Below are 22082 nucleotides of genomic sequence, written 5' to 3'. Positions count from 1 at the left end.
GATAAGGAGAGTGCAAAATGGTTAGTAAAGAATCCAGACAGGAAATTCGTGTTAAAAAGCACATGAAGATCCGTAATCGTTTCAGCGGTACAGCTGAAAGACCACGTTTAGCTGTTTTTAGAAGCAATAATCATGTTTACGCACAGGTTATTGATGATGTTGCCGGCAAGACACTTGTATCTGCTTCAACTCTTGAAAAAGATATCAAGGCTGAGCTTAAGAATACAGACGACATTGAGGCTGCAACAAAGATCGGTGATGTTGTTGCAAAGAGAGCCCTCGAGAAGGGTATCAAAGCCGTTGTATTTGACAGAGGCGGTTATATCTACCACGGTAAGGTAGAAGCATTGGCCGAGGCTGCTAGAAAAGCTGGCTTGGAATTCTAAGAAGGGAGAAAACACAAAATGAAGCGTAATATCGTAGATGCAAGTCAGCTCGAATTGACAGATAAAGTTGTAACCATCAAGCGTGTTACTAAGGTTGTTAAAGGTGGACGTAACATGAAGTTCACAGCTCTTGTAGTAGTTGGTGACAACAATGGACACGTTGGTGTTGGTCTTGGAAAGTCAACAGAAATTCCAGACGCTATCCGTAAGGGTAAGGAAGATGCTACAAAGAACCTCATTACTGTTCCTCTTGATGAGAACAACAGTATTACACATGATTTCGTAGGTAAGTTCGGTTCTGCTGAAGTTTTACTTAAGAAGTCTCCAGAAGGTACTGGTATCATCGCTGGTGGTCCTGCTCGTTCTGTATGTGAGCTTGCAGGTATCAGAAATATCAGAACAAAGTCACTTGGTTCAAACAACAAGCAGAATGTTGTTTATGCTACAATCAATGGCCTTGCTCAGTTAAAGACACCTGAAGAAGTTGCAGCAAAGCGCGGTAAATCTGTAGCAGAAGTAACCGCTTAATAGAAGGAGAAAATCAATGGCAGATAAGAAGCTTAAGATCACATTGGTTAAGTCAACTATCGGAGCTATCCCAAAGCAGGTAGCAACAGTTAAATCAATGGGATTCAAGAAACTTAACAGTTCTGTTGAACTTCCTGATAACTCTGCAACAAGAGGTCAGATTCAGCAGATCAGACACCTCGTTAAGGTAGAAGAGATTTAATAAAATCTCAAAAAGATGCAAAAAATGTGACCGGAGCTGTTCCATGTATACGCGAGTGGTGTATAATATAGAAGTGCGCTGCGTTGAGCGGTACGAGCTCCGGGTTTTATAAGGAGGAATATCATGGAATTATCCAACTTAAGACCTGCTGAAGGTTCAAGACAGAGCGATAATTTTAGAAGAGGCCGTGGTCATGGTTCAGGAAACGGCAAGACAGCTGGTAAGGGACATAAGGGTCAGAAGGCTCGTTCAGGAGCACCAAGACTTGGTTTCGAAGGCGGTCAGATGCCACTTTTCAGAAGACTTCCTAAGAGAGGCTTCAAGAACATCAACCACAAGAATATCGTAGGCATTAATCTTAGCGCACTTGAAGTATTTGACAACGGAGCAGTTGTAGATATTCAGGCACTCAAGGACCAGGGTATCATCAAGAAGGAACTTGACGGCGTGAAGATTCTTGGCAACGGAGAATTTACTAAGAAGCTTACGGTTAAAGCTAATGCATTCAGCGCATCAGCAAAAGAAAAGATCGAAGCTCTTGGTGGAACAACAGAGGTGATCTAATAATGTTAAAGTCCCTAATGAATGCATTGAAAGTCAAAGAATTAAGAAGGAAGATCCTTTTCACTATTTGTATGCTTGGTGTGATCAGATTAGGATCAGCAATTCCGGTACCTGGTATGAACGTATCAGTATTCCAGAATTGGTTCAAGAGTCTTACTGATAGTGATTCTTTTGGCTTTATGGATCGATTTACTGGTGGATCATTTGAGAACATGTCAATTTTGGCACTCAATATTACACCATACATCACATCTTCCATTATCATTCAGCTTCTCACTATTGCTATTCCAAAGTTTGAAGAGTGGCAGAGAGATGGCGAGGATGGAAGAAAGAAGCTTACAGCTCTTACAAGATACGTAACAGTTGCTTTAGCTCTTATCGAATCCATTGCAATGGCAATTGGTTTCTACAGGAACACAGGCTTCCTTACACAGCAGTCTATTTTCCTTGTAGTACAGATTGTAGCAGCCCTTACAGCTGGTAGTGCATTCCTGATGTGGATTGGTGAAAGAATCACAGAAAATGGGGTTGGAAACGGTATTTCAATAGTTCTGACTATCAACATTCTTTCCAGAATGCCGTCAGATATCAAGGCTCTTTACGATCAGTTCGTAAATGGTAAGCCTATTGCTAGGGGAGTTGTATCAGCTATAATCATTCTTGCAGTTATAGTTGCAATGGTAGTATTGGTTGTTCTTCTTAATGGCGCTGAGCGCAGGATTCCTGTACAGTATGCCAAGAAGATCCAGGGTAGGAAAACTTACGGTGGGAATCGTTCAGAGATTCCTCTCAAGGTCAATACTGCAGGCGTTATGCCAATTATCTTTGCAATGTCTTTATTCCAGTTCCCTATCATTATCAGCCAGCTTGTTGGCTATAACGGAACAGGTTTCTGGGGCAAGTTCATTGCATATCTTAACCAGAGTAACTGGTGTAATCCAACACACTGGAACTACTCAATTGGTTTAGTAGTATACATATTATTGCTTATCTTCTTCGCGTATTTCTATACGTCAATTACCTTCAATCCACTTGAGATTGCAGATAACATGAAGAAGCAGGGTGGCTTTATTCCTGGTATCAGACCAGGTAAGCCTACAAGTGATTACCTTACAAACATTTTGAACTACATCATTTTCATCGGAGCATGTGGTCTTACAATTATTGGTGTATTACCTATCTTCTTTAATGGTGTATTCGGTGCGAGTGTTTCATTCGGCGGAACTAGCCTTATCATCGTGGTAAGCGTTATTCTTGAGACAATCAAGCAGATTGAATCTCAGATGCTGGTACGTAATTACAAAGGCTTCTTGGAAGACTAAGATTAATTGGAGAGAGGTCACAGGACTCGCTTTTTGCGAGTCTTGCAACCTCTTCTTTGTTCTTATATAATCAAATTTGTGTTACAAATAAATTTGTGAGAGGCAGAAATAAGTATGAAAATTATTATGTTGGGCGCGCCTGGAGCAGGCAAGGGTACACAGGCTCAGATGATTGCTGAGAAATACGGCATTCCTCATATCTCTACTGGAGATATATTCAGAGCTAATATCAAGAACGGAACAGAGCTTGGCAAGAAAGCCAAGGAGTATATGGACAAGGGACTTCTTGTACCAGATGAACTTACTGTACAGTTACTTCTCGATAGAGTAGCTAATGATGATTGCAAGAATGGTTATGTTCTTGATGGATTCCCACGTACTATTCCACAGGCAGATGTTCTTGATGCAGAGCTGACCAAGCTTGGAGACAAGGTTGATTTTGCTGTGAATGTCGATGTTCCAGATGAGAATATCGTTCGCAGAATGTCAGGCAGAAGAGCTTGCCTTAAGTGCGGCGCAACTTATCATATTGAACACATTCCACCTAAGGTAGATGGTATATGTGATAAATGTGGAAGCGAATTGGTTCTTAGAGATGATGATAAGCCTGAGACAGTTCAGAACAGACTCTCTGTTTACCACGAGCAGACACAGCCTCTTATCGAGTACTATGATAAGAAGCAGATTTTAAAGACAGTTGACGGTACAAAGGATATGCAGGAAGTATTTAGCGATATCGTTAATATTCTTAATGCATAAGATTTTGGTGTTTTATTTATGGCTATAACGATAAAAACAGATGAAGAACTTGATCTTATGAGAAAGTCCGGACAGCTTTTGGCTAAGGTTCATGAAGAACTTCATGCCGCTATTCGTCCCGGTATCTCAACACTTGAGCTTGATGAGATTGGTGAAAAGACAATCCTGGCTCTGGGTGGAATTCCTAATTGCAAGAATTATGAAGGATTTCCTGCTTCTGTATGTATATCTGTGAATGACGAAGTTGTTCATGGAATTCCAAGTGCCGATAGAATCCTGCAGGAAGGTGACATTGTTACCTTTGATACAGGACTTATATATAAGGGCTATCATTCCGACGCAGCAAGAACGTGGGGCGTTGGCAAGATAAGTGATGAAGCCCAGAAACTGATTGATGTTACCAGGGAAAGTTTTTTTGAAGGTATCAAGAAGGCTAGAGCAGGTAACAGACTGCATGATATATCCAGGGCAATTGATAACTATATCAAGCCTTATGGATATGGAATTGTCAGAGAACTCACTGGTCATGGTATTGGAACTTCCTTACATGAAGATCCGATAGTTCCTAATTTCAGGAAACTGACAAGAGGCCCTAAGCTTAGGAAAGGCATGACAATCTGCGTAGAGCCGATGATCACTATGGGACAGCGCTATGTAGGCTGGCTTGACGACGATTGGACAGTAGTTACGGTAGATGGTTCCCTTGCAGCGCATTATGAGAATACCATAGCCATCACAGATGGTGAACCAGAGATATTAACATTGGAAAGGTCTTGAACAAGGAGGATAATAATGTCAAAGGCTGATGTAATTGAAATTGAAGGAAAAGTTATTGAAAAGCTTCCTAACACAATGTTCCAGGTTGAACTTGAGAATGGACACGTAGTTTTAGCTCATATTAGTGGTAAGCTTCGCCAGAACTTTATTAGAATATTACCTGGTGACAAGGTTACACTGGAGCTTTCACCATATGATCTGACAAAGGGTAGAATCATCTGGAGAGATAAGTAATCCTTTTTATGGCTATTTCCCGCAAGGCGTTTGCTTTGCGGGTTTTTTAATTAAACATTCATTTGTCTACGCCGAATTAACGATATATAATTAACTAAGGAACACACATTTGACTTCAGTGGAGATCCTATGATTAAGAAACTGATAGATGTCTACATAGATAGTGCGTACTATATTGATAATAATCAGAGAAAGGTTGCCAGAGAAAATTTTCTAGTTGCTGGAGATATGGCAGGCTTTCTGGTTTTTCTGAGTCTTATTTTTACGCTTATTTCTTTTATTGTTCCCATCGATTATAGCAAATATCTACTTTACCTGATTCCAATTATACTAAGCGTCCTCGTTACTATAAGTCACCATTTTTTTGAAAAACTAGTCGGTGGCAATATGTTAAGAACAAGGATTTACTGCTATTTAGTATATACAGTTCTTATTCTTACATTTTCTTATGCTGATGCCTATGTGCACAGGGAAGTTCGTTCTATACTTTTTCCTGCTGCTATTCTTGTAATCTCAGCTTTGTATAGGGATTATCTTCATTTAATTGCCCTATACAAGTTCGTCTTAATAATCTTATTTGCTGTTTTAGAATACAGTATAAAAACTCCAAGACTTGTAATAATTGATGCTGCTAACGCTATTCTTTTTTTGATCGTATCTGTTTTTTGCTATGTTACCGTAATGAGAGCAAGTCTTATTTCCAAAGAAGAAAATGAAATCCTGATGGAAAAGAGCCAGACAGATCTTTTGACAGGACTATTTAATAAGCTTAGCTTCGAAGAAAAAAGTAAAGAACTACTAAACGATAGACATATAGGCGCTAAAGCGACTTTGTTTATATTTGACCTCGATAATTTCAAGGAAGTCAACGACAGATATGGACATCAGGTTGGTGACGAAGTTCTTAAAACGTTTGCAGAAATAATTAAAAGCTATTTTCATCCTACAGATGTGTTTGGAAGAATTGGTGGAGATGAATTCATGGTGCTTGTAATGGGCGAGATGGGAAAAGAGTTTGTTGAGACTAGATGCCGAAGTGTCCTGCATGAATTCAAAACCTTTAGAACAGAAGAGGCCTCTGGTTTCTCCTGTAGTATAGGAATAGCAGAAGATACCAAAGGCCTTAATTTTGTAGATATGTATAACCTTGCTGATAAAGCTCTATATCAAGCCAAGGCCGATGGAAAAGGATGCTTTTTTATTGAAAGGAACTAGCAATTTTATCTATTGCTGAAAGCTCATCACTAGTAAAACTTGTGTTTTCAATAGCTTTAATATTATCAAGAATTTGAGACGGCTTGGAAGCTCCGATAATGACGGAGGTTACATAGTCGTCTTTTAAAATCCAGGCAAGAGCCATTTCGGCAAGTGTTTGTCCGCGGCCCTTAGCAATCTCATTAAGAGCATGGATACATTTGATTTTGTCATCACTAAGACTATTTTCGTTAAGAAAACGTCCGTCAGTACGAATTCTGCTGTCTTCTGGAATGCCGTTCAAATATCTATCTGTTAAAAGACCCTGAGCAAGAGGAGAAAAGCAAATTATGCCTTTTCCAAGCTCTTTAGATTTTTCTTTTAGACCATTCTTTTCGATTGTCCTATCGAAAATATTATATCTGTTTTGATTGATGATGAATGGAACGTGCAGATCAGTAAGTATGTCGCTAGCTTTCTGAAGAGTAGGCCCATCATAATTAGAAATTCCTACATAGAGAGCCTTGCCACTTCTTACTATCTGGGCAAGAGCCTCCATTGTTTCCTCGAGCGGAGTTTCAGGGTCCATTCTGTGATGATAAAAAATATCTACATAATCAAGACCCATTCTCTGAAGGGACTGGTCAAGGCTTGATATAAGATACTTGCGACTTCCCCAGTCGCCGTAAGGACCAGGCCACATATAATAGCCAGCTTTTGTGGAAATGATCATTTCATCTCTGTATTTGTGCATGCTCTCTCTTAATATCTTACCAAAATTGATCTCTGCTGCACCTTCAGAAGGTCCATAGTTGTTGGCCAGATCAAAATGAGTTATGCCATTGTCAAAAGCAGTAAAGCACATTTTTTCCATATTATCAAAGTTGCTGTTATCACCAAAGTTGTGCCATAAGCCTAATGAAACAGCAGAGAGCTTGAGTCCGCTTTTTCCACATCTGTTGTATTTCATGGTTTCATATCTATTTTCGTTTGCAGTGTACATCTTCTCTTTCTCCATTCTAATAAATTGGTTAATAGATACATATACTACAGACTTAGCGTAGTTTATCTTCTCAAGTAAAGTCAACACTTTCAGGCTAAAATGATTGAAAATAGGCAGATTATTATTAAAAGTGAATTCAATAAAAAGGTATTAAGTTATAAAGAATAATTGCCGATATAGATATAGGATTCATGTGCGTATAGACAAGGAAGGAATCGCTATGAAGAAACTATTAGGTAAATTATTGGCATTTATATTGGCTGTGGTTGTAGCAATCTGCGGCTTTATTGTGCTGTGTGGAATCAACCCGGATGTAAAAAACGGCGCCAAGGCCGCATCATCTGGGATAAACAGCATTATTCAGGAGAGAGCAGCACTTGAAAGCTCGCAGGGGGCGCAAGGCGCTTCTGGCCAGCAAACTGGAGATAATGCTCAGGATACTGCAGGAAATACTCAGGATTCAGCTGCTTCGCAGGTTATCGCAGAATTAACTGACGCTGCGGCAACAGTTACCTCTTTTACGGTGTCTCAGGATCAGGAAAAAGAATTTGCGCAGTACGAGAGTGAATGGAGTAGCTCAGGAATAGAAAAAGATATAGTTGATCAGGCTGAAGAACCTTTGGTAAATCAGGATCTTTATGAGGATTCTACTGATGAAACTGCCTATTACAGTATCACAGACAATTTGTCTGATTACAGTATGCCTACGGCAAATGTCATTGAAATCGAGACTCCTGAGCAGGTGCAAAGCGCAATCAGCGATATTAGCATGGGAAATACGGCAAAAGATATGTCTTTTGCCAATGAATATTACCCTTATTACAATATGCTGACAGATAAATGCAAACAGCTTTATAAACAGATATATGGAAATTCCATGGAGCAGAGAGATGTTTTTTTGCCTGTGGTCAAGGCAACTCCAGATCAGTGGAAAAATGCTCTTATGAGTGTAGTTCTGGATCATCCCGAACTCTTTTGGCTAAATACAGCCATGTACACTGAATATGATTATAAGGGATACGTGGTAAAGGTTCAGATATATTTCTATGAAGATCTGGGAAACATTGACGAAGCAAAGGCGCAGTTTGATATTATGACTGCAGCTATTTTGGCCGGCACTGATGAACTTAAAACAGCTTATGATAAGGAAGTCTACGTCCATAATCTATTGGCAGATAAGCTGACATACAGCCAGAATAGCCTGGATCAGAGTGCGTATAGTGCGATTGTTGGAAACGAGACGGTTTGCGCCGGCTATTCTAAGGCTTTTCAGTATCTGATGCAGCAATTGGAAATACCAACCTATATGACTGTGGGATGGGGTGGTGGTCTTGCATCTGGTGACATGCATGCCTGGGATATCATTAAACTTGGTGATTCTTATTATAACGTGGATGTTACCTGGGATGACCAGGAACCAATAAATTATAATTATTTCAATCAGTCTGATAAGGACTTTCACAGGCATACTCGAATGTTTAATTCCCAGTATCTGCCTGCTTGTGCAGGAGGAAAATACTCAAAAGTACCAAAAACTGAATAACAGTAAAAAAATAGTTGCTATTTGATTTAGCATATGTTATCATGTTAAATGGTCTTTTTAGAAGAGGGGATATTATGCCCTTCTTTAGGCATTATGCTGTTTTTACCATGCAGGAAAGGAGTTACAATGAAAGTTAGGTCTTCTGTTAAGCCTATGTGCGAAAAGTGCAAGGTTATTAAGAGAAAGGGCGTTATCAGAGTAATCTGTGACAACCCTAAGCACAAACAGAGACAGGGATAATTCGAGCCGTTTTCGGATTACTTTTTGATACCAATGTGTATTGGAAAGATCGGATTATACTTTGTCCGGTTGGGCCGATAGAGTATCTGGCCCCAATCAAACAAGTAACAGCTCTGACGAAATAGGTTGGAGCAAGAGGAGTAAAGCTTCTCAAGAAATTATTTATTTTTTTATTTGTAAATGGAGGAATTAAAATGGCTCGTATTGCAGGTGTAGATTTACCTAGAGATAAGCGAGTAGAGATCGGTTTGACATATATCTACGGAATCGGTAGAACAAGCTCAAACAAGATTCTTGAAGCTGCAAAAGTAAATCCGGACACACGTGTTCGTGATCTTACTGATGAAGAAGTTAAGAAAATCGCCGAGATTATCGGTAACGACTACGATGTAGAGGGTGACCTTAGAAGAGAAGTTGCCATGAACATCAAGAGACTCACAGAGATCGGATGCTTCAGAGGAATGCGTCATAGAAGAGGACTTCCTTGCCGTGGTCAGAGAACAAAGACAAATGCAAGAACAAGAAAAGGACCAAAGAGAACAATCGCTAACAAGAAGAAATAATTCTTTTTAAAGCCTTTGATCTATATATTTGAGATTGTGCATGGCAGTTTCAAAAGTAACAATTTATAGTATTTATAGGAAGAAAGTAGGTTAGTTTAAAATGGCAAATCAGAAATCATCAGCTGCAAAGAAGGCAGCTGCAAAGAAGCGTGTCAAGAAAAACGTTGAACACGGACAGGCACATATCCAGTCATCTTTCAATAACACAATCGTTACATTGACAGATGCTGCAGGTAACGCTCTTAGCTGGGCAAGTGCTGGCGGTCTCGGATTTAAGGGTTCAAGGAAATCTACTCCTTATGCTGCACAGGTAGCTGCAGAGACAGCAACTAAGGCTGCTCTTATTCACGGCCTTAAGACTGTTGATGTATTCGTTAAGGGACCAGGTTCAGGAAGAGAAGCTGCAATCAGAGCTCTTGCTGCAAGCGGTCTTACAGTTACATCTATCACAGACGTAACACCTGTACCACATAACGGATGCCGCCCACCTAAGCGTCGTAGAGTATAATCTGAGTGATATAGGGATACAAAGTTATATTTTTCTGTGCTTGCACAGAGAAAAATATAACCTTGGAGACCGAACATACATGAGGAAGTAGAGCAATAGCTCGGATTCCGAATGTATGCATGATTGCGAGAACGTAGTGAAGCAATCATGGGTATCACGAAGTAGTATATTCAATCAATGTAGTTACATGTGCATATTATATATGTGAAATTACGTTGGACGAAGGTGCAAATGCTGTATTTTACAGCAATCATTGTAAACAACATCAAGACAGAGCATATTTGTTTTGAGTAAAAGAAAGGAGCCTAAAATGGCAGTAAACAGAGTTCCCGTATTAAAGAGATGCAGATCTCTTGATTTAGATCCAACTTTCCTTGGATATGACAAGAAGTCCAAGAGAGCATCAGCTAGAGCTGGTAAGAAGATGAGCGAGTATGGACTTCAGCTCCGCGAGAAGCAGAAGGCTAAGTTCATCTATGGCGTACTTGAGAAGCCTTTCAGAAACTACTATGACAGAGCAGACAGAATGAAGGGTCAGACAGGTTCAAACCTTATGACAATTCTTGAGTCAAGACTTGACAACGTAGTATTCAGAATGGGATTCGCTAGAACAAGAAGAGAGGCTAGACAGGTTGTTCTTCACAAGTTCGTTCTTGTAAACGGCAAGCAGATCAACGTACCTTCATACCTCGTTAAGGCTGGCGACACAATCGAGATCAAGGAAGCTGCTAAGAATATCCAGAGATTTAAGGATATCACAGAGATCACAGCTGGCAGACTCGTTCCTGAGTGGATTGATGTTAACAAGGACAATCTTCAGGGTACAGTTAAGGAACTTCCTTCAAGAGAAGTAATTGATGTACCAGTTGACGAAATGCTTATCGTCGAGTTGTATTCTAAGTAATAAATAACTTATAATATAAATATCTTGTTAACTAACCACATAAGGAGGGTATATCAGTGTTTGATTTTGAAAGACCAAATATTGAAGTTGCTGAAATCTCAGATGATAAGAAGTATGGTAAATTCGTAGTTGAGCCTCTTGAGAGAGGTTACGGTATTACACTGGGCAATTCCCTTCGCAGGATTATGCTCTCTTCTTTACCTGGTGCAGCAGTAAGTCAGGTCAAAATCGAAGGCGTACTGCATGAGTTCAGTTCTATTCCTGGTGTTAAGGAAGATGTAACTGAAATCATCATGAATATCAAGAATCTTTCAATCAAGAATTCTTCTGACACAAATGAGCCAAAGACTGCTTACATTGAGTTCAATGGTGAAGGCGTTGTTAGAGCATCTGATATTCAGGTTGATCAGGATATAGAGATCATGAATCCAGATCAGGTTATCGCTACACTTTCCGGCAAGGATGCTAAGCTCTACATGGAGCTCACCATCACTAAGGGAAGAGGTTATGTAAGCTCTGATAAGAACAAAGGTGGCGACCTTCCAATCGGAGTTATCGCTATCGATTCTATCTACACACCAGTAGAGAGAGTAAACGTAACTGTAGAGAATACTCGTGTAGGTCAGGTTACTGACTTCGATAAATTAACACTTGATGTTCACACTGATGGAACACTTGCTCCTGACGAGGCTGTAAGCCTTGCAGCAAAGGTTCTTAGTGAGCATTTAAGCCTCTTCATCGATCTTTCCGAGAATGCCAAGACTGCTGAAGTTATGGTAGAGAAGGAAGATGACGAGAAGGGCAAGGTTCTCGAGATGTCAATTGATGAGCTTGAACTTTCAGTTCGTTCATTCAACTGCCTTAAGAGAGCTGGTATCAATACCGTTCAGGAGCTTGCAAACAAGACTTCTGACGATATGATGAAAGTTCGTAATCTTGGACGTAAGTCACTTGAGGAGGTTCTTGCTAAGCTTGATGAGCTTGGACTTTCCCTGAGACAGGATGGCGAGCAGTAAGATCATTCAGATTGAGGCAAATCTATGGGTGGGAATACCTACACATAGAATTTGATTTTCGCAGAGGATAAATCCGATGTGTACCAATGCGATTCTCATGGCGTATATTAACAGCATTAGAGAAGTAAGACCAAAGCGCATTCTTTGATGTACCACAGCAGGAGGAATCCTGCAGATGAGAAAGGAAGTATATTAAAATGGCAATGTACAGAAAGCTTGGAAAAGCAACAAAACCTAGAAGAGCACTTCTTCGTAACCAGGTAACAGCACTTCTTTACAATGGAAAGATCGTTACTACAGAGGCAAGAGCTAAGGAAATCAAGAAGATCGTAGAGCCTATGATCACTCTTGCAGCTAAGGAGAAGGACAACTTCGAGACACTTACAGTTGATTGCAAGGTTCCTGAGAAGGATAAAGACGGTAAGAGAGTTAAGGAAGTTGTAGACGGCAAGAAGGTTACAAAGTACACAACTGTTAAGAAAGAGATCAAGAAGGATATGCCTTCAAGAATGCACGCTAGACGTCAGCTTCTTAAGACTCTTTACCCAGTAGTTGAAGTTCCTACTGAGAAGGCTGGAAGAAAGAAGAACACAAAGGAAGTTGATCTTGTAGCTAAGCTTTTCGATGAGTACGGTCCTAAGTATGCAGATCGTAAGGGTGGTTACACTCGTATGATCAAGATCGGCCAGAGAAAAGGCGACGCAGCTATGATGGTTGTTCTTGAGCTTGTGTGAGCAACGAGCCACGTCAGATAAAATAAGAAGAGGTAGTTTTTTAATGTTTACATTAAAAAAACTACCTCTTTTTATTTTAGTTGTTGCGGCGACTGCCGCAACAACGAGGAACAAGCGAAGCGGTTCCGAGTCTGACGTGGCTCGTTAAGAGCCAAATGGAGGAACAAGCGAAGCGGTTCCGAGTCTGACGTGGCTCGTTAAGAGCCAAATGGAGGAACAAGCGAAGCGGTTCCGAGTCTGACGTGGCTCGATTTTAATACTCAAAATGCTGATAATCCTTGACTGAATTCCAGTTTCCGCCCCACTTAAAGCCATGTTCTGTAAAGAGCTTGTAGGCGAGGTCGTTTTCGTCAATCTTGTATGGGAATGATGCATCCCGGTCAGCATAGGCTTCACTTCCTGCGGGAGAAATATTCTGAGAACCATCCTTGTTATAGGTAATATAAGGGTTGTAGAAAGGATTTAGGTCGATAGCAAGTCCATAAGCGTGCTTGGATAACTTTTGTGTCCCTTCAACTACTCTGTAATTAAAGCAGGAGGTATTATTGGCCAGCATAGAAGCTGTATCATCCCCATCATATTCATCAATAAGCTTAACGCTTTCTATCTGGTACCCGCTATTGTATAATTCATAGAATATTTCCAAAAGATCCTGGGCTATCTGTTCGTTACAGATAAGTTCTCCGTTCTGAACATTTCCGTCAAAATCATTATAAAGAACCTTGCAATATCTTAATTCATCAAGACTGATATTTGAGTTATCCACATAAGAAACCCCGGAAATTTTCTCAACGATATCCTGCGGTAATTCTGAATAGGTAAAACCTTCAGCATAAGTTTGCTCGGATATATCAGTTGCCGCTTCTGCAGCTGATTCAGTTGATGCCTTTGTGGCTGCAATCGTAGCTACATCTGTTGTGGATGCGGTACTTGCTTCAGATAATGAAGCATTGGAATCAAGAATATTATCATCTATTGTAGAGACTGCAGAAGATGAATTAAGTGCAGAGGAAGCCTCTTTTTCTTTTTCATATTCTGCAAGGGTTTGTCCGTGGGCCAAAAATCTTGCTATAAGCGATAAAGCTACTATAGCCATGCATAAAAGTCCGAAGTCATGTAAGTATTTTTTATTCATTAAAACCCCCAAAAAACAAAAGAATTCTCAAAGTAAATATATATAGAATGAGACTATATATGAGATTTTATCACAATGCTGAAAGCGTCAAAAGAAAATTTTGAAACCGGTATCGTTGTGATAAATTGATAATATTCTTTTAAGATTTTTTAAATTGTAATATTGACGAAAAACCGATAATATTAAAATGTGAATTAATATGCACTTTGCGAGTAAGTCAGACAAGGAAATATCTGATTGGAGGTGTGGAACAAATCCAATCAGGAGAATATCCAGAATCATGACATAGTAATAGCAACTGGCGTCGCCAGATATGACGGGGAAAATAGTTTAGAAGACGTTTTTGCGAAGGCTGATGCACTCATGTACGAAAACAAAAGAATGTTAAAAGAAATGAAATGAGATATTGATAAAGTTTAATAGTATGACAAAGGCGGCATAATCTTGTATTTATGCCGCTTTTTTAGTAAACTAACTATTGCTGATTAATACTGATTTATGGATGTTACTATGAAAAAAATGATAAAGACAGATAATCTTGTATTTGAATATATCAGAAGAGATGAAGAGGGCAACGTAGAAGGAATAACCAGAGCGATAGATAAGGTTAACCTTGATGTCAAGCCTGGCGAATTCATTGCTATTCTGGGGCATAATGGTTCTGGCAAATCTACACTTGCCAAACATTTTAATGCCCTTCTATATCCCACAGAGGGAGAGGTCTTCGTCGATGGAATGAATATCGAGGATGATCAGCATCTATGGGACATCAGACAGGAAGCTGGTATGGTGTTTCAGAATCCTGACAACCAGATCATCGGCCAGGTTGTAGAGGAAGATGTGGGATTTGGCCCTGAGAATATGGGCGTTCCAACTGATGAGATATGGGAAAGAGTAGATGAATCCCTTAAGACTGTAGGAATGCTGCAATTTAGAAAATCCTCACCAAACCATCTTTCAGGTGGCCAGAAGCAGAGAGTGTCAATTGCAGGGGTAATTGCAATGCACCCCAAGTGTATTATATTTGATGAACCAACAGCCATGCTTGATCCGAACGGACGCAAGGACGTTATCAGGGCAGCCAGGGCACTTAACCAGGTTGAGAATATTACCATAATCCTTATCACCCATTATATGGAGGAAGTTATCTACGCTGACAGAGTCTTTGTAATGGACAAGGGACATGTAGAAATGACCGGCACTCCCAGAGAAATCTTTTCCCAGGTGGACAAACTAAAAGACCTGCGCCTTGGTGTTCCTCAGGTTACACTTCTAGCTCACGAACTTAGGAAAGCCGGATTGCCGCTTCCAGAAGGCGTTCTTACTAGAGAAGAACTTGTGGAAGAGTTAAAGAAAATCAAAAATAAAGAGAATAATTAGTATAAGGGAAGCACAACTTCCGGAGAATAAAATGTCAATTATACTCGATCACGTAAACTATATATATGATGAAGACACTGCAATGGCTCATGCGGCCTTGATAGATGTGTGTCTTAATATTCCAGACGGCCAGTTCGTGGGACTTATCGGCCACACCGGATCTGGCAAGTCAACACTTATACAGCATATGAATGGGCTTGAGAAACCTACAAGTGGATGTGTTTTCTACAATGGACAGGACATAAATGACCCTGACTATGATAAAAAGAGCCTTCGCGCCAAGGTAGGACTTGTTTTTCAGTATCCTGAGCATCAGCTCTTTGAAACAGACTGCTTTAAGGACGTGTGCTTTGGCCCCAAAAACCTGGGCCTTCCTCAAAAAGAGGTGGAGCTCAGAGCTTATGAGGCTTTGAAACAGGTTGGATTTGATGATGAATATTTTTATCAGTCCCCATTTGACTTATCTGGTGGACAAAAGAGAAGAGTGGCTATAGCTGGTGTCCTTGCCATGAAACCAGAGGTTCTTATTTTGGATGAACCTACAGCGGGCCTTGACCCTAAGGGACGAGAGGATATTCTGGGCCTTATAAAGAAGCTCCATGATGAAATGGGAATAACTATCATACTTGTAAGCCATAGTATGGACGATGTAGCTAATTATGTTGACAGGATCATCGTTATGAACAAAGGCCGGGTAGCCTTTGATGACGTGCCTACAGAAGTGTTTAAGCATTACAAGGAACTTGAAGAAATTGGACTTGCTGCACCACAGGTCACATACGTGATGCAAGAACTTAGAGAAGCAGGCTTTCCGGTTGATACTAATGTAACCACACTGGATGCTGCAAAAATAGAGATATTGAAGGCTTTTGGAAAATGCTAAGAGACATTACACTTGGACAATATTATAGAACAGAATCAGTTATCCACAGTCTTGACCCCAGGGTTAAGCTTGTGGCTACCTTTGTTTTCATAGTTTCACTTTTTGTTGCTAATAACTTTGTAGGATATGTGATCGCAGCTCTTTTTCTTGCTATGTGCATTTACTTATCCAAGGTTCCGCCTAAATTCATCTTCAGGGGTATGAAGACAATCTTTTTCCTGTTGATGATAACTATGGTGTTCAACCTTTTCCTCACACCGGGAAAAGAGCTTATTAGTATCTGGAAGCTGACTATAACCTATGAAGGCCTTAAGATGGCTATAATGATGGCAATCAGACTGATGTTCCTTATTACTGGATCGTCGCTTATGACCCTCACAACTACACCTAATAATCTTACAGACGGCCTTGAGAAGCTTCTAAGACCACTTAGACTGTTCAAGGTGCCTGTACATGAGATTTCCATGATGATGTCTATTGCTCTTAGATTTATCCCAATCCTCATGGAAGAAACTGACAAGATCATGAAGGCGCAGATGGCAAGAGGCGCAGATTTTGAGAGCGGCTCTATAATTAAAAGGGCAAAGAGCCTTGTTCCACTTCTTGTACCACTGTTTATCTCAGCCTTTAGAAGAGCCAATGACCTTGCAATGGCCATGGAAGCCAGATGTTACAAAGGCGGAGATGGCAGGACCAAGATGAAACCACTAATCTATCAGAATAGGGATAGATTAGCTTACCTTGTAATCTGGGCGTATCTCGGAATTGTAATAGTGTTGGGAAGAATACTCTAAGCATCTATTAAGCAGCTATTTTTGCGGCGAAAGAGATCATCAAAAACGAAGATGGATAAAGATATGAGTGACATTAGGCGAATAATGCTGATAGTTTCATATGATGGTACAGCCTATAACGGATGGGCTGAGCAGACCAGTACGCCCAATACGATCGAGGGTGAGCTTAACCGCGCCATAGGGAGATTGACAGGCGAGGAGATCCACGTTATTGGAGCCAGCAGGACTGATGCCGGAGTACATGCCTATGGAAACGTTGCAGTATTCGATACAGCTTCAACAATTCCGGGTGATAGATTTATATTTGCTGTTAACCATGAACTTCCCCAGGATATACGTGTTGTAGAATCCAGAGAAGTGGCTGGGGATTTCCATCCAAGGCACTGCGATACTGAAAAGACCTATGAATACAGGATTGTGAACAGACAGACCATGGATCCTACCAGAAGGCTCTATGCTTGTCACTTCAGTATGCCCCTGGATATCGGAGTTATGAATGATGCGGCGCACTATCTTACTGGAGAGCATGATTTTACAAGCTTTTGCAATGTGGAATCTCAGGCGCTTAGCCATGTACGCAGGATAAAAGATATTCATGTCACAAGAAATGGAGATGAGGTGGTCATCTCTGTTACAGGCAATGGTTTTTTATACAACATGGTCCGAATAATCGCAGGAACCCTAATGCAGATAGGAAGAGGCAAAGGTGGCCCATCAGAGATGAAGACTATACTTGATAAGAAAAACAGAGCGGCAGCAGGACCAACAGCTCCTCCTGAGGGACTTTTTCTTATGGAGTACAGATTTCTTGAGGGTATTCCAGGGCCAAAAGTGGATAACGCGGACTAGTACATTGACTCATTCATGATCAAACTCGAATACATCTACATAGCCGAAGGATACCGGTAATTCTAGATGCAAACCAAATAGCGCACATTAGTTATCTGCAAGGAAGTACTGATAAGAAGATAAAAAATTGATTAATTTCTTGAAGAAATGGTTTTTTAACCTTGACAATTTGGCTTGCAAAGTCATATAATATCTTACTGTGTGACGGTATGTCCGTTTGCACAGTTTTCAGTTCTAAATGGACTGAAATAACGTGGTAATGTCATATTGATGTCCCGGTAAGCCTCAATATGTACATCGTTATAAATGCATCGATCAGGTGAAGGGTCAATGCAATGTATCAATTAAGAGCAATTATTTACTGGAGGAAACACAATGAAAACTTATATGCCTAGTGCAACTACAGTTGAGAAGAAGTGGTATGTAGTTGATGCTACAGATATGACACTTGGACGTCTTGCTTCTAACGTTGCAAACGTACTTAGAGGAAAGAACAAGCCAATCTACACACCTAACATCGACACAGGTGATTATGTAATCGTTATCAACGCTGAGAAGATCAAGGTTTCTGGTAAGAAGCTTGACCAGAAGATGTATTGGCACCACACAGATTATGTTGGACATCACAAGGAGTTCTCACTTCGTCAGATGCTCCAGGACAAGCCTGAGAGAGTTATCGAGCATGCCGTTAAGGGAATGCTTCCTAAGGGATCTCTTGGAAGAGAGATGTACACAAAACTCCATGTATACGCAGGAGCTGAGCACCCACATGCAGCTCAGAAGCCTGAAGTATTAACATTTTAATCGGGTAGTTGAAAGGAGAACATAAAATGGCAAAGTCAGCAAGTTACTACGGAACAGGTAGAAGAAAGAAGTCAATCGCAAGAGTTTACCTTGTATCCGGAAATGGAAATATAACAATCAACAAGAGACCTATCGATGAGTATTTCGGACTTGAGACACTCAAGGTTATCGTAAGACAGCCACTCGTAGCTACAGAGACATCAGACAAGTTTGATGTTGTTGTAACAGTAAGAGGCGGCGGCACAACAGGTCAGGCTGGTGCTATCAGACATGGTATTTCAAGAGCCCTTCTTCAGGCTGATTCAGATGAGTACAGACCTACACTTAAGAAGGCTGGATACCTTACAAGAGATCCTCGTATGAAGGAAAGAAAGAAGTACGGTTTAAAGAAAGCTCGTCGTGCTCCTCAGTTCTCAAAGAGATAATCTTTCGAGATTCAAAAAGAATTTACAAACCTCAGAAACTCAGTGTTTCTGGGGTTTTTCTTTTATCTATAATTGTATTCAGTTGTGGTGAAACGCAGAAAATTTTGTACCGTAAACAGCGAGTAAACAGCAGGTAGACAGCAAAATTATCAAGTCTTAGATTTTATTTATTGCTTCTACCAGAGACTGGATATCAAGGTGTGTGTACACTTTCTCTGTCAGAGACATTGCTCCGGAGTGTCCTACGATTTTCTTGATCATTGTAGGATCCACATGAGCTTCCGCCAGCATTGATATGCAGGTGTGCCTAGTATCATGGGGATTGTGCTCCATACCAAGGTTTTCTATTAGTGGTGTCCAGTAGCTGTCTTTATAGTTCCTGTAGGTGAATTTTTTGTTGTCATCTGTGTGAAGAAGGTATTCACAGTCAGAGGATTCATACCAGGCTTTGTAGAATGGTAGAACCTTATCTGCTATAGGAACCTTTCTGATACCATTTTCAGTCTTACTTAGTATCACATCGAAATACTGTTCTTCAAGGTGAACATTTTTCTTTTCCAAATCCAGTAGTTCAGATATTCTACAGCCGTTGTAAATCAGCATTAGTACTGTCTGGTAGAACGGATCATCCTTGAGTTCCCATAGCCTGTCAATCTCAGCTTTTGAAAAGATATCTCTCTCAACCTTGTTTGGATTCTTGTCCTTATACTTGAGGATATCTACAAATTCGGAATAGTCCTTGTTACAGATATCGTTCTTAAGGGCATAATCGTAAAGCTGATTGAAAAGGACTTTGATCTTACGGAGTGTAGGATAATTCTTTCCGCAGGTATCAATGACATTCTGAAGCTCTGCCAGCCTTATATCTCTAAAAGTTTTGTTATAAAGGATGCCACATACGTTATATGAGGCTGTATACCCATGCACATTGGATTTAGAGATGGTAGGATACTTTGCTTCAGACCAGGCATTATATACGTCTGTGAATGTCATTTTGGCAGCTTTTGTATCAAATGGATTCTGATGATAATCTGATAACATTTGCAAGCCTTCCTGCTTGGTTTCAGCATATCCTATGACATTGTACGTCTGCTTTTTGGTACCTTTTTCCGGATCAATGGTCCATCCGGTGGTTACTCTTACCATATAGGGCTTTCTGCGTTTCCCGGACATTTTCATAACACTTCCATATCCGTTTGGTAATTTCAAATAATATCGACCTCCTTTGATGCTCAGGTAATTTATGAAAAAGGGGATAGTCCCTTAATCACCTTTCTTATCGGGCAATGCTACATTTGCGTAGTATGCAAGTTCTGTTTCAAACCAGTGATTAAATCTATCTTCATTTGATAGGCCTTGTTCAAGGCTTTCTCGTTCATCTGCGTATCTTTCCAGAAAAAGGCAGAGATCTGCGTTGTTTTCTGCTATTTCATCGTTTCCCATGAATTTAAGGCTACAGCTCCACTCTTCAGTTTTTGGCGGGCGATTTACGTCTATATTGAAGTGAAGACCTGCTTTTTTATTTAATTCGTTTAGAACATAGAGGACATCTGAGAGAGTATCTAAAGTAATGTTCTTCTTCTGATATCCAATAAGTTCTGCCGGGGAGATATTAAGAATATTTGCTATCTCATTCAGTACACCTATTGAAGGCTCTATTTCACCGCTTTCATATTTCTGTACTGTACGCATGGTTTTACCTAGTCTGTTAGCCAGTTCAGTTTGACTGAGGTGCTGAGCTTTGCGGGCCTGCTTAATTCTATTTCCAATATCATATCCATTATTCATTGTACTGACCTCCTTGTGTGAATTGTAACACGTAGCAATACGAATTGCAAGAACGTAATACGAATTTAAAATGCATATTTTAAGTTGACAAATGAATTATAAGGACGTATTATCAAAATACGAACTGATAATTCGTATTTTTAAAAGAAAGGAGGTGAAAGGTATGGAAGACAAAAAGTTATATGTAGAACTACCAAGATTTACCGGTAGAAATGTTCCTATAACCGAGGTCGCTGAGGCAATGCACAAAGATGCGCAGTTTGTAAGAATTGGAATCCAACAGGGAATATTCAAATTTGGATATGCCATGAAGAAAGAGAATTCCAGTGAATACAACTACTATTGTCCAGACAGAAAGGTGTGGGAAGAGATTGGATACTTTAGTCCAGAAGCGGTCTAAAAAGAAAAAACTCTCTTGCTGGTAACAAGAGAGTAAATGAAAAGCCGGAGCTTTTGTAAATTCGATTAAATAAAGTATAGCAAGGGTTCCGGCCAAGTTCAACAAAAAAGTAAGATTGGAGGAATCTAAATGGAAACAAGCAAACCAGAATTAAAGCTTATCCAGATGTCAGATGTAGAAGCTGAAGAAGTTTCCTGGCTATGGTATCCGTTTATACCATATGGAAAGCTTACCATCATTCAGGGAGATCCCGGAGATGGAAAAACAATTTTTGTACTAAATGCAGCAGCGAAGTTATCAAAAGGAATTTCGTTAGATACAGGTCTGCAGAGTGAGGAACCAATAAACATCATATATCAGACAGCAGAAGACGGACTGGCTGATACGGTAAAGCCAAGACTTGAAGGGGCCGGGGCTGACTGCTCCAAAATCCATGTGATAGATGAGAGTGATAAATCGCTATCAATGGTAGATGAGAGAGTTGAACAGGCAATCATAAGGACTGGAGCAAAACTCTTGATTATGGATCCACTACAGGCATATCTCGGAGGCGGAATGGATATGAATAGAGCTAACGAAGCAAGAGATATGACTAAGAAGCTGGGAGCTCTGGCGGAGAAGTACAAATGTGCAATCATCCTAATCGGACACATGAACAAAGCTTCCGGAAACAAGGCAGCCTATCGAGGGATGGGATCAATAGACTTCTACGCAGTAGCAAGAAGTGTCCTATTGGTAGGAAGGATAGAAGGAGAACCGGAACTAAGGGCAATAGTCCAAATAAAGAACAACTTATCAGCATTTGGACATTCCAAGGCCTTCAGATTATCAGAAGAGGGATTCGAGTGGATTGGAGATTATGAAATAACCGCAGACGAAGTTCTCGGAGGAATTGCACCGAAAGCGAATAAGCAGGAAAAGGCGATAGCTCTTCTGAGAGAATTGGCTGAAGATCATAATATGATCCCAAGTAACGAGGCAGTAGAACTGGCTAAAGAAGAGGATATATCAAAAAGAACTCTGGAGATAGCCAAAAATGAACTTGGGATAAAAGCCAGGAGAATCAACAATACCTGGTACTGGATATTGAAAGAGAACGAATGATAATCAAGACCGCAACAATGTAAGGTATCTGAAGTTACACTCT

General features: G+C 40.3%; 28 protein-coding genes. 24 read left to right on the top strand and 4 right to left on the bottom strand.

The window, feature by feature from the left end; translation table 11 throughout:
* The first annotated feature begins 17 nt into the window (after positions 1–17).
* From rplR to BLO53_RS13795, 9 genes are all read left to right on the top strand, one after another.
* The gene (gene rplR / locus BLO53_RS13835; RefSeq protein WP_026490022.1) at positions 18–386 is read left to right on the top strand and encodes a 50S ribosomal protein L18; all 369 of its coding nucleotides are present in this window, start codon (positions 18–20) and stop codon (positions 384–386) included.
* Positions 387–404: 18 nt separating this feature from the next.
* Positions 405–914 (top strand): 30S ribosomal protein S5, encoded by a 510-nt coding sequence (rpsE, locus tag BLO53_RS13830; RefSeq protein WP_013280013.1) that lies wholly within the window; start codon positions 405–407, stop codon positions 912–914.
* Positions 915–930: 16 nt separating this feature from the next.
* Complete coding sequence (gene rpmD / locus BLO53_RS13825) at positions 931–1116, top strand: 50S ribosomal protein L30 (RefSeq protein ID WP_013280014.1); 186 nt, start codon at positions 931–933, stop codon at positions 1114–1116.
* 123 nt (positions 1117–1239) lie between these two features.
* Positions 1240–1680 (top strand): 50S ribosomal protein L15, encoded by a 441-nt coding sequence (gene rplO, locus BLO53_RS13820; RefSeq protein ID WP_026490021.1) that lies wholly within the window; start codon positions 1240–1242, stop codon positions 1678–1680.
* Between the two features lie 2 nt (positions 1681–1682).
* Entirely contained in the window at positions 1683–3002 is a 1320-nt protein-coding gene (gene secY / locus BLO53_RS13815) for a preprotein translocase subunit SecY (RefSeq protein WP_026490020.1), read from the top strand.
* 114 nt (positions 3003–3116) lie between these two features.
* The gene (locus tag BLO53_RS13810) at positions 3117–3761 is read left to right on the top strand and encodes an adenylate kinase (RefSeq protein ID WP_092062796.1); all 645 of its coding nucleotides are present in this window, start codon (positions 3117–3119) and stop codon (positions 3759–3761) included.
* A gap of 18 nt (positions 3762–3779) precedes the next feature.
* Positions 3780–4538: a type I methionyl aminopeptidase gene (gene map / locus BLO53_RS13805; protein WP_092062793.1), complete on the top strand. Its 759-nt coding sequence runs from the start codon at positions 3780–3782 to the stop codon at positions 4536–4538.
* A gap of 15 nt (positions 4539–4553) precedes the next feature.
* Entirely contained in the window at positions 4554–4772 is a 219-nt protein-coding gene (gene infA / locus BLO53_RS13800) for a translation initiation factor IF-1 (RefSeq protein ID WP_013280019.1), read from the top strand.
* Between the two features lie 129 nt (positions 4773–4901).
* Positions 4902–5987 (top strand): GGDEF domain-containing protein, encoded by a 1086-nt coding sequence (locus tag BLO53_RS13795; protein WP_092062790.1) that lies wholly within the window; start codon positions 4902–4904, stop codon positions 5985–5987.
* Here BLO53_RS13795 and BLO53_RS13790 read toward each other — a convergent pair.
* Complete coding sequence (locus tag BLO53_RS13790; RefSeq protein WP_092062789.1) at positions 5971–6969, bottom strand: aldo/keto reductase; 999 nt, start codon at positions 6967–6969, stop codon at positions 5971–5973. The two genes, BLO53_RS13795 and BLO53_RS13790, sit on opposite strands and share 17 nt — an antisense overlap.
* A 220-nt stretch (positions 6970–7189) precedes the next feature.
* On the opposite strand from BLO53_RS13790, the gene BLO53_RS13785 reads away from it, so the two are divergent.
* From BLO53_RS13785 to BLO53_RS13755, 7 genes are all read left to right on the top strand, one after another.
* Positions 7190–8512: a transglutaminase domain-containing protein gene (locus BLO53_RS13785; RefSeq protein WP_092062788.1), complete on the top strand. Its 1323-nt coding sequence runs from the start codon at positions 7190–7192 to the stop codon at positions 8510–8512.
* A 126-nt stretch (positions 8513–8638) separates the two neighbouring features.
* Positions 8639–8752 (top strand): 50S ribosomal protein L36, encoded by a 114-nt coding sequence (gene rpmJ / locus BLO53_RS13780; protein WP_013280022.1) that lies wholly within the window; start codon positions 8639–8641, stop codon positions 8750–8752.
* A 194-nt stretch (positions 8753–8946) separates the two neighbouring features.
* Positions 8947–9315: a 30S ribosomal protein S13 gene (gene rpsM, locus BLO53_RS13775; protein ID WP_026490014.1), complete on the top strand. Its 369-nt coding sequence runs from the start codon at positions 8947–8949 to the stop codon at positions 9313–9315.
* Between the two features lie 100 nt (positions 9316–9415).
* Positions 9416–9823 (top strand): 30S ribosomal protein S11, encoded by a 408-nt coding sequence (gene rpsK, locus BLO53_RS13770; protein ID WP_026490013.1) that lies wholly within the window; start codon positions 9416–9418, stop codon positions 9821–9823.
* Between the two features lie 310 nt (positions 9824–10133).
* Complete coding sequence (rpsD, locus tag BLO53_RS13765; protein WP_092062786.1) at positions 10134–10727, top strand: 30S ribosomal protein S4; 594 nt, start codon at positions 10134–10136, stop codon at positions 10725–10727.
* A gap of 56 nt (positions 10728–10783) precedes the next feature.
* A complete protein-coding gene (locus BLO53_RS13760) occupies positions 10784–11743 on the top strand; it encodes a DNA-directed RNA polymerase subunit alpha (RefSeq protein WP_026490011.1) in 960 nt (319 codons plus the stop codon).
* Between the two features lie 197 nt (positions 11744–11940).
* A complete protein-coding gene (locus tag BLO53_RS13755; RefSeq protein ID WP_026490010.1) occupies positions 11941–12477 on the top strand; it encodes a bL17 family ribosomal protein in 537 nt (178 codons plus the stop codon).
* Between the two features lie 253 nt (positions 12478–12730).
* Here BLO53_RS13755 and BLO53_RS13750 read toward each other — a convergent pair whose 3' ends face one another.
* Entirely contained in the window at positions 12731–13612 is an 882-nt protein-coding gene (locus BLO53_RS13750) for a M15 family metallopeptidase (RefSeq protein ID WP_092062784.1), read from the bottom strand.
* Positions 13613–14131: 519 nt separating this feature from the next.
* Between BLO53_RS13750 and BLO53_RS13745 the strand changes: the two genes are divergently transcribed.
* The 6 genes from BLO53_RS13745 to rpsI all read left to right on the top strand — a co-directional run bounded on the left by BLO53_RS13745 (position 14132) and on the right by rpsI (position 18747).
* Positions 14132–14992: an energy-coupling factor transporter ATPase gene (locus BLO53_RS13745; protein ID WP_092062836.1), complete on the top strand. Its 861-nt coding sequence runs from the start codon at positions 14132–14134 to the stop codon at positions 14990–14992.
* Positions 14993–15023: 31 nt separating this feature from the next.
* Positions 15024–15875 carry an energy-coupling factor transporter ATPase gene (locus BLO53_RS13740; RefSeq protein ID WP_026490007.1) on the top strand — a complete coding sequence of 284 codons (852 nt, stop codon included), beginning with the start codon at positions 15024–15026 and terminating at the stop codon, positions 15873–15875.
* On the top strand, positions 15869–16669 hold the full coding sequence (locus BLO53_RS13735; protein ID WP_092062781.1) for an energy-coupling factor transporter transmembrane component T family protein: 801 nt from the start codon (positions 15869–15871) through the stop codon (positions 16667–16669). The genes BLO53_RS13740 and BLO53_RS13735 overlap by 7 nt, the downstream gene beginning before the upstream one ends.
* A 63-nt stretch (positions 16670–16732) precedes the next feature.
* A complete protein-coding gene (gene truA, locus BLO53_RS13730) occupies positions 16733–17518 on the top strand; it encodes a tRNA pseudouridine(38-40) synthase TruA (protein WP_092062832.1) in 786 nt (261 codons plus the stop codon).
* A 375-nt stretch (positions 17519–17893) separates the two neighbouring features.
* Entirely contained in the window at positions 17894–18322 is a 429-nt protein-coding gene (gene rplM, locus BLO53_RS13725; RefSeq protein ID WP_013280033.1) for a 50S ribosomal protein L13, read from the top strand.
* A 26-nt stretch (positions 18323–18348) separates the two neighbouring features.
* Positions 18349–18747: a 30S ribosomal protein S9 gene (rpsI, locus tag BLO53_RS13720; RefSeq protein ID WP_026490004.1), complete on the top strand. Its 399-nt coding sequence runs from the start codon at positions 18349–18351 to the stop codon at positions 18745–18747.
* 156 nt (positions 18748–18903) lie between these two features.
* Here the strand turns inward: rpsI and BLO53_RS13715 are convergent, their stop codons facing one another.
* The gene (locus BLO53_RS13715; RefSeq protein ID WP_176757292.1) at positions 18904–19956 is read right to left on the bottom strand and encodes a tyrosine-type recombinase/integrase; all 1053 of its coding nucleotides are present in this window, start codon (positions 19954–19956) and stop codon (positions 18904–18906) included.
* A 54-nt stretch (positions 19957–20010) separates the two neighbouring features.
* A complete protein-coding gene (locus BLO53_RS13710) occupies positions 20011–20535 on the bottom strand; it encodes a helix-turn-helix domain-containing protein (RefSeq protein WP_092062778.1) in 525 nt (174 codons plus the stop codon).
* Between the two features lie 163 nt (positions 20536–20698).
* Between BLO53_RS13710 and BLO53_RS13705 the strand changes: the two genes are divergently transcribed.
* Entirely contained in the window at positions 20699–20935 is a 237-nt protein-coding gene (locus BLO53_RS13705; RefSeq protein WP_013280038.1) for a hypothetical protein, read from the top strand.
* A gap of 129 nt (positions 20936–21064) precedes the next feature.
* Positions 21065–22039: an AAA family ATPase gene (locus tag BLO53_RS13700; protein ID WP_092062775.1), complete on the top strand. Its 975-nt coding sequence runs from the start codon at positions 21065–21067 to the stop codon at positions 22037–22039.
* Positions 22040–22082 lie beyond the last annotated feature (43 nt).

It is taken from the genome of Butyrivibrio sp. INlla14 (assembly GCF_900102515.1).
In the GTDB taxonomy this organism is placed as follows: domain Bacteria; phylum Bacillota; class Clostridia; order Lachnospirales; family Lachnospiraceae; genus Butyrivibrio.
This window is presented reverse-complemented; position numbering and strand designations above follow the sequence as displayed.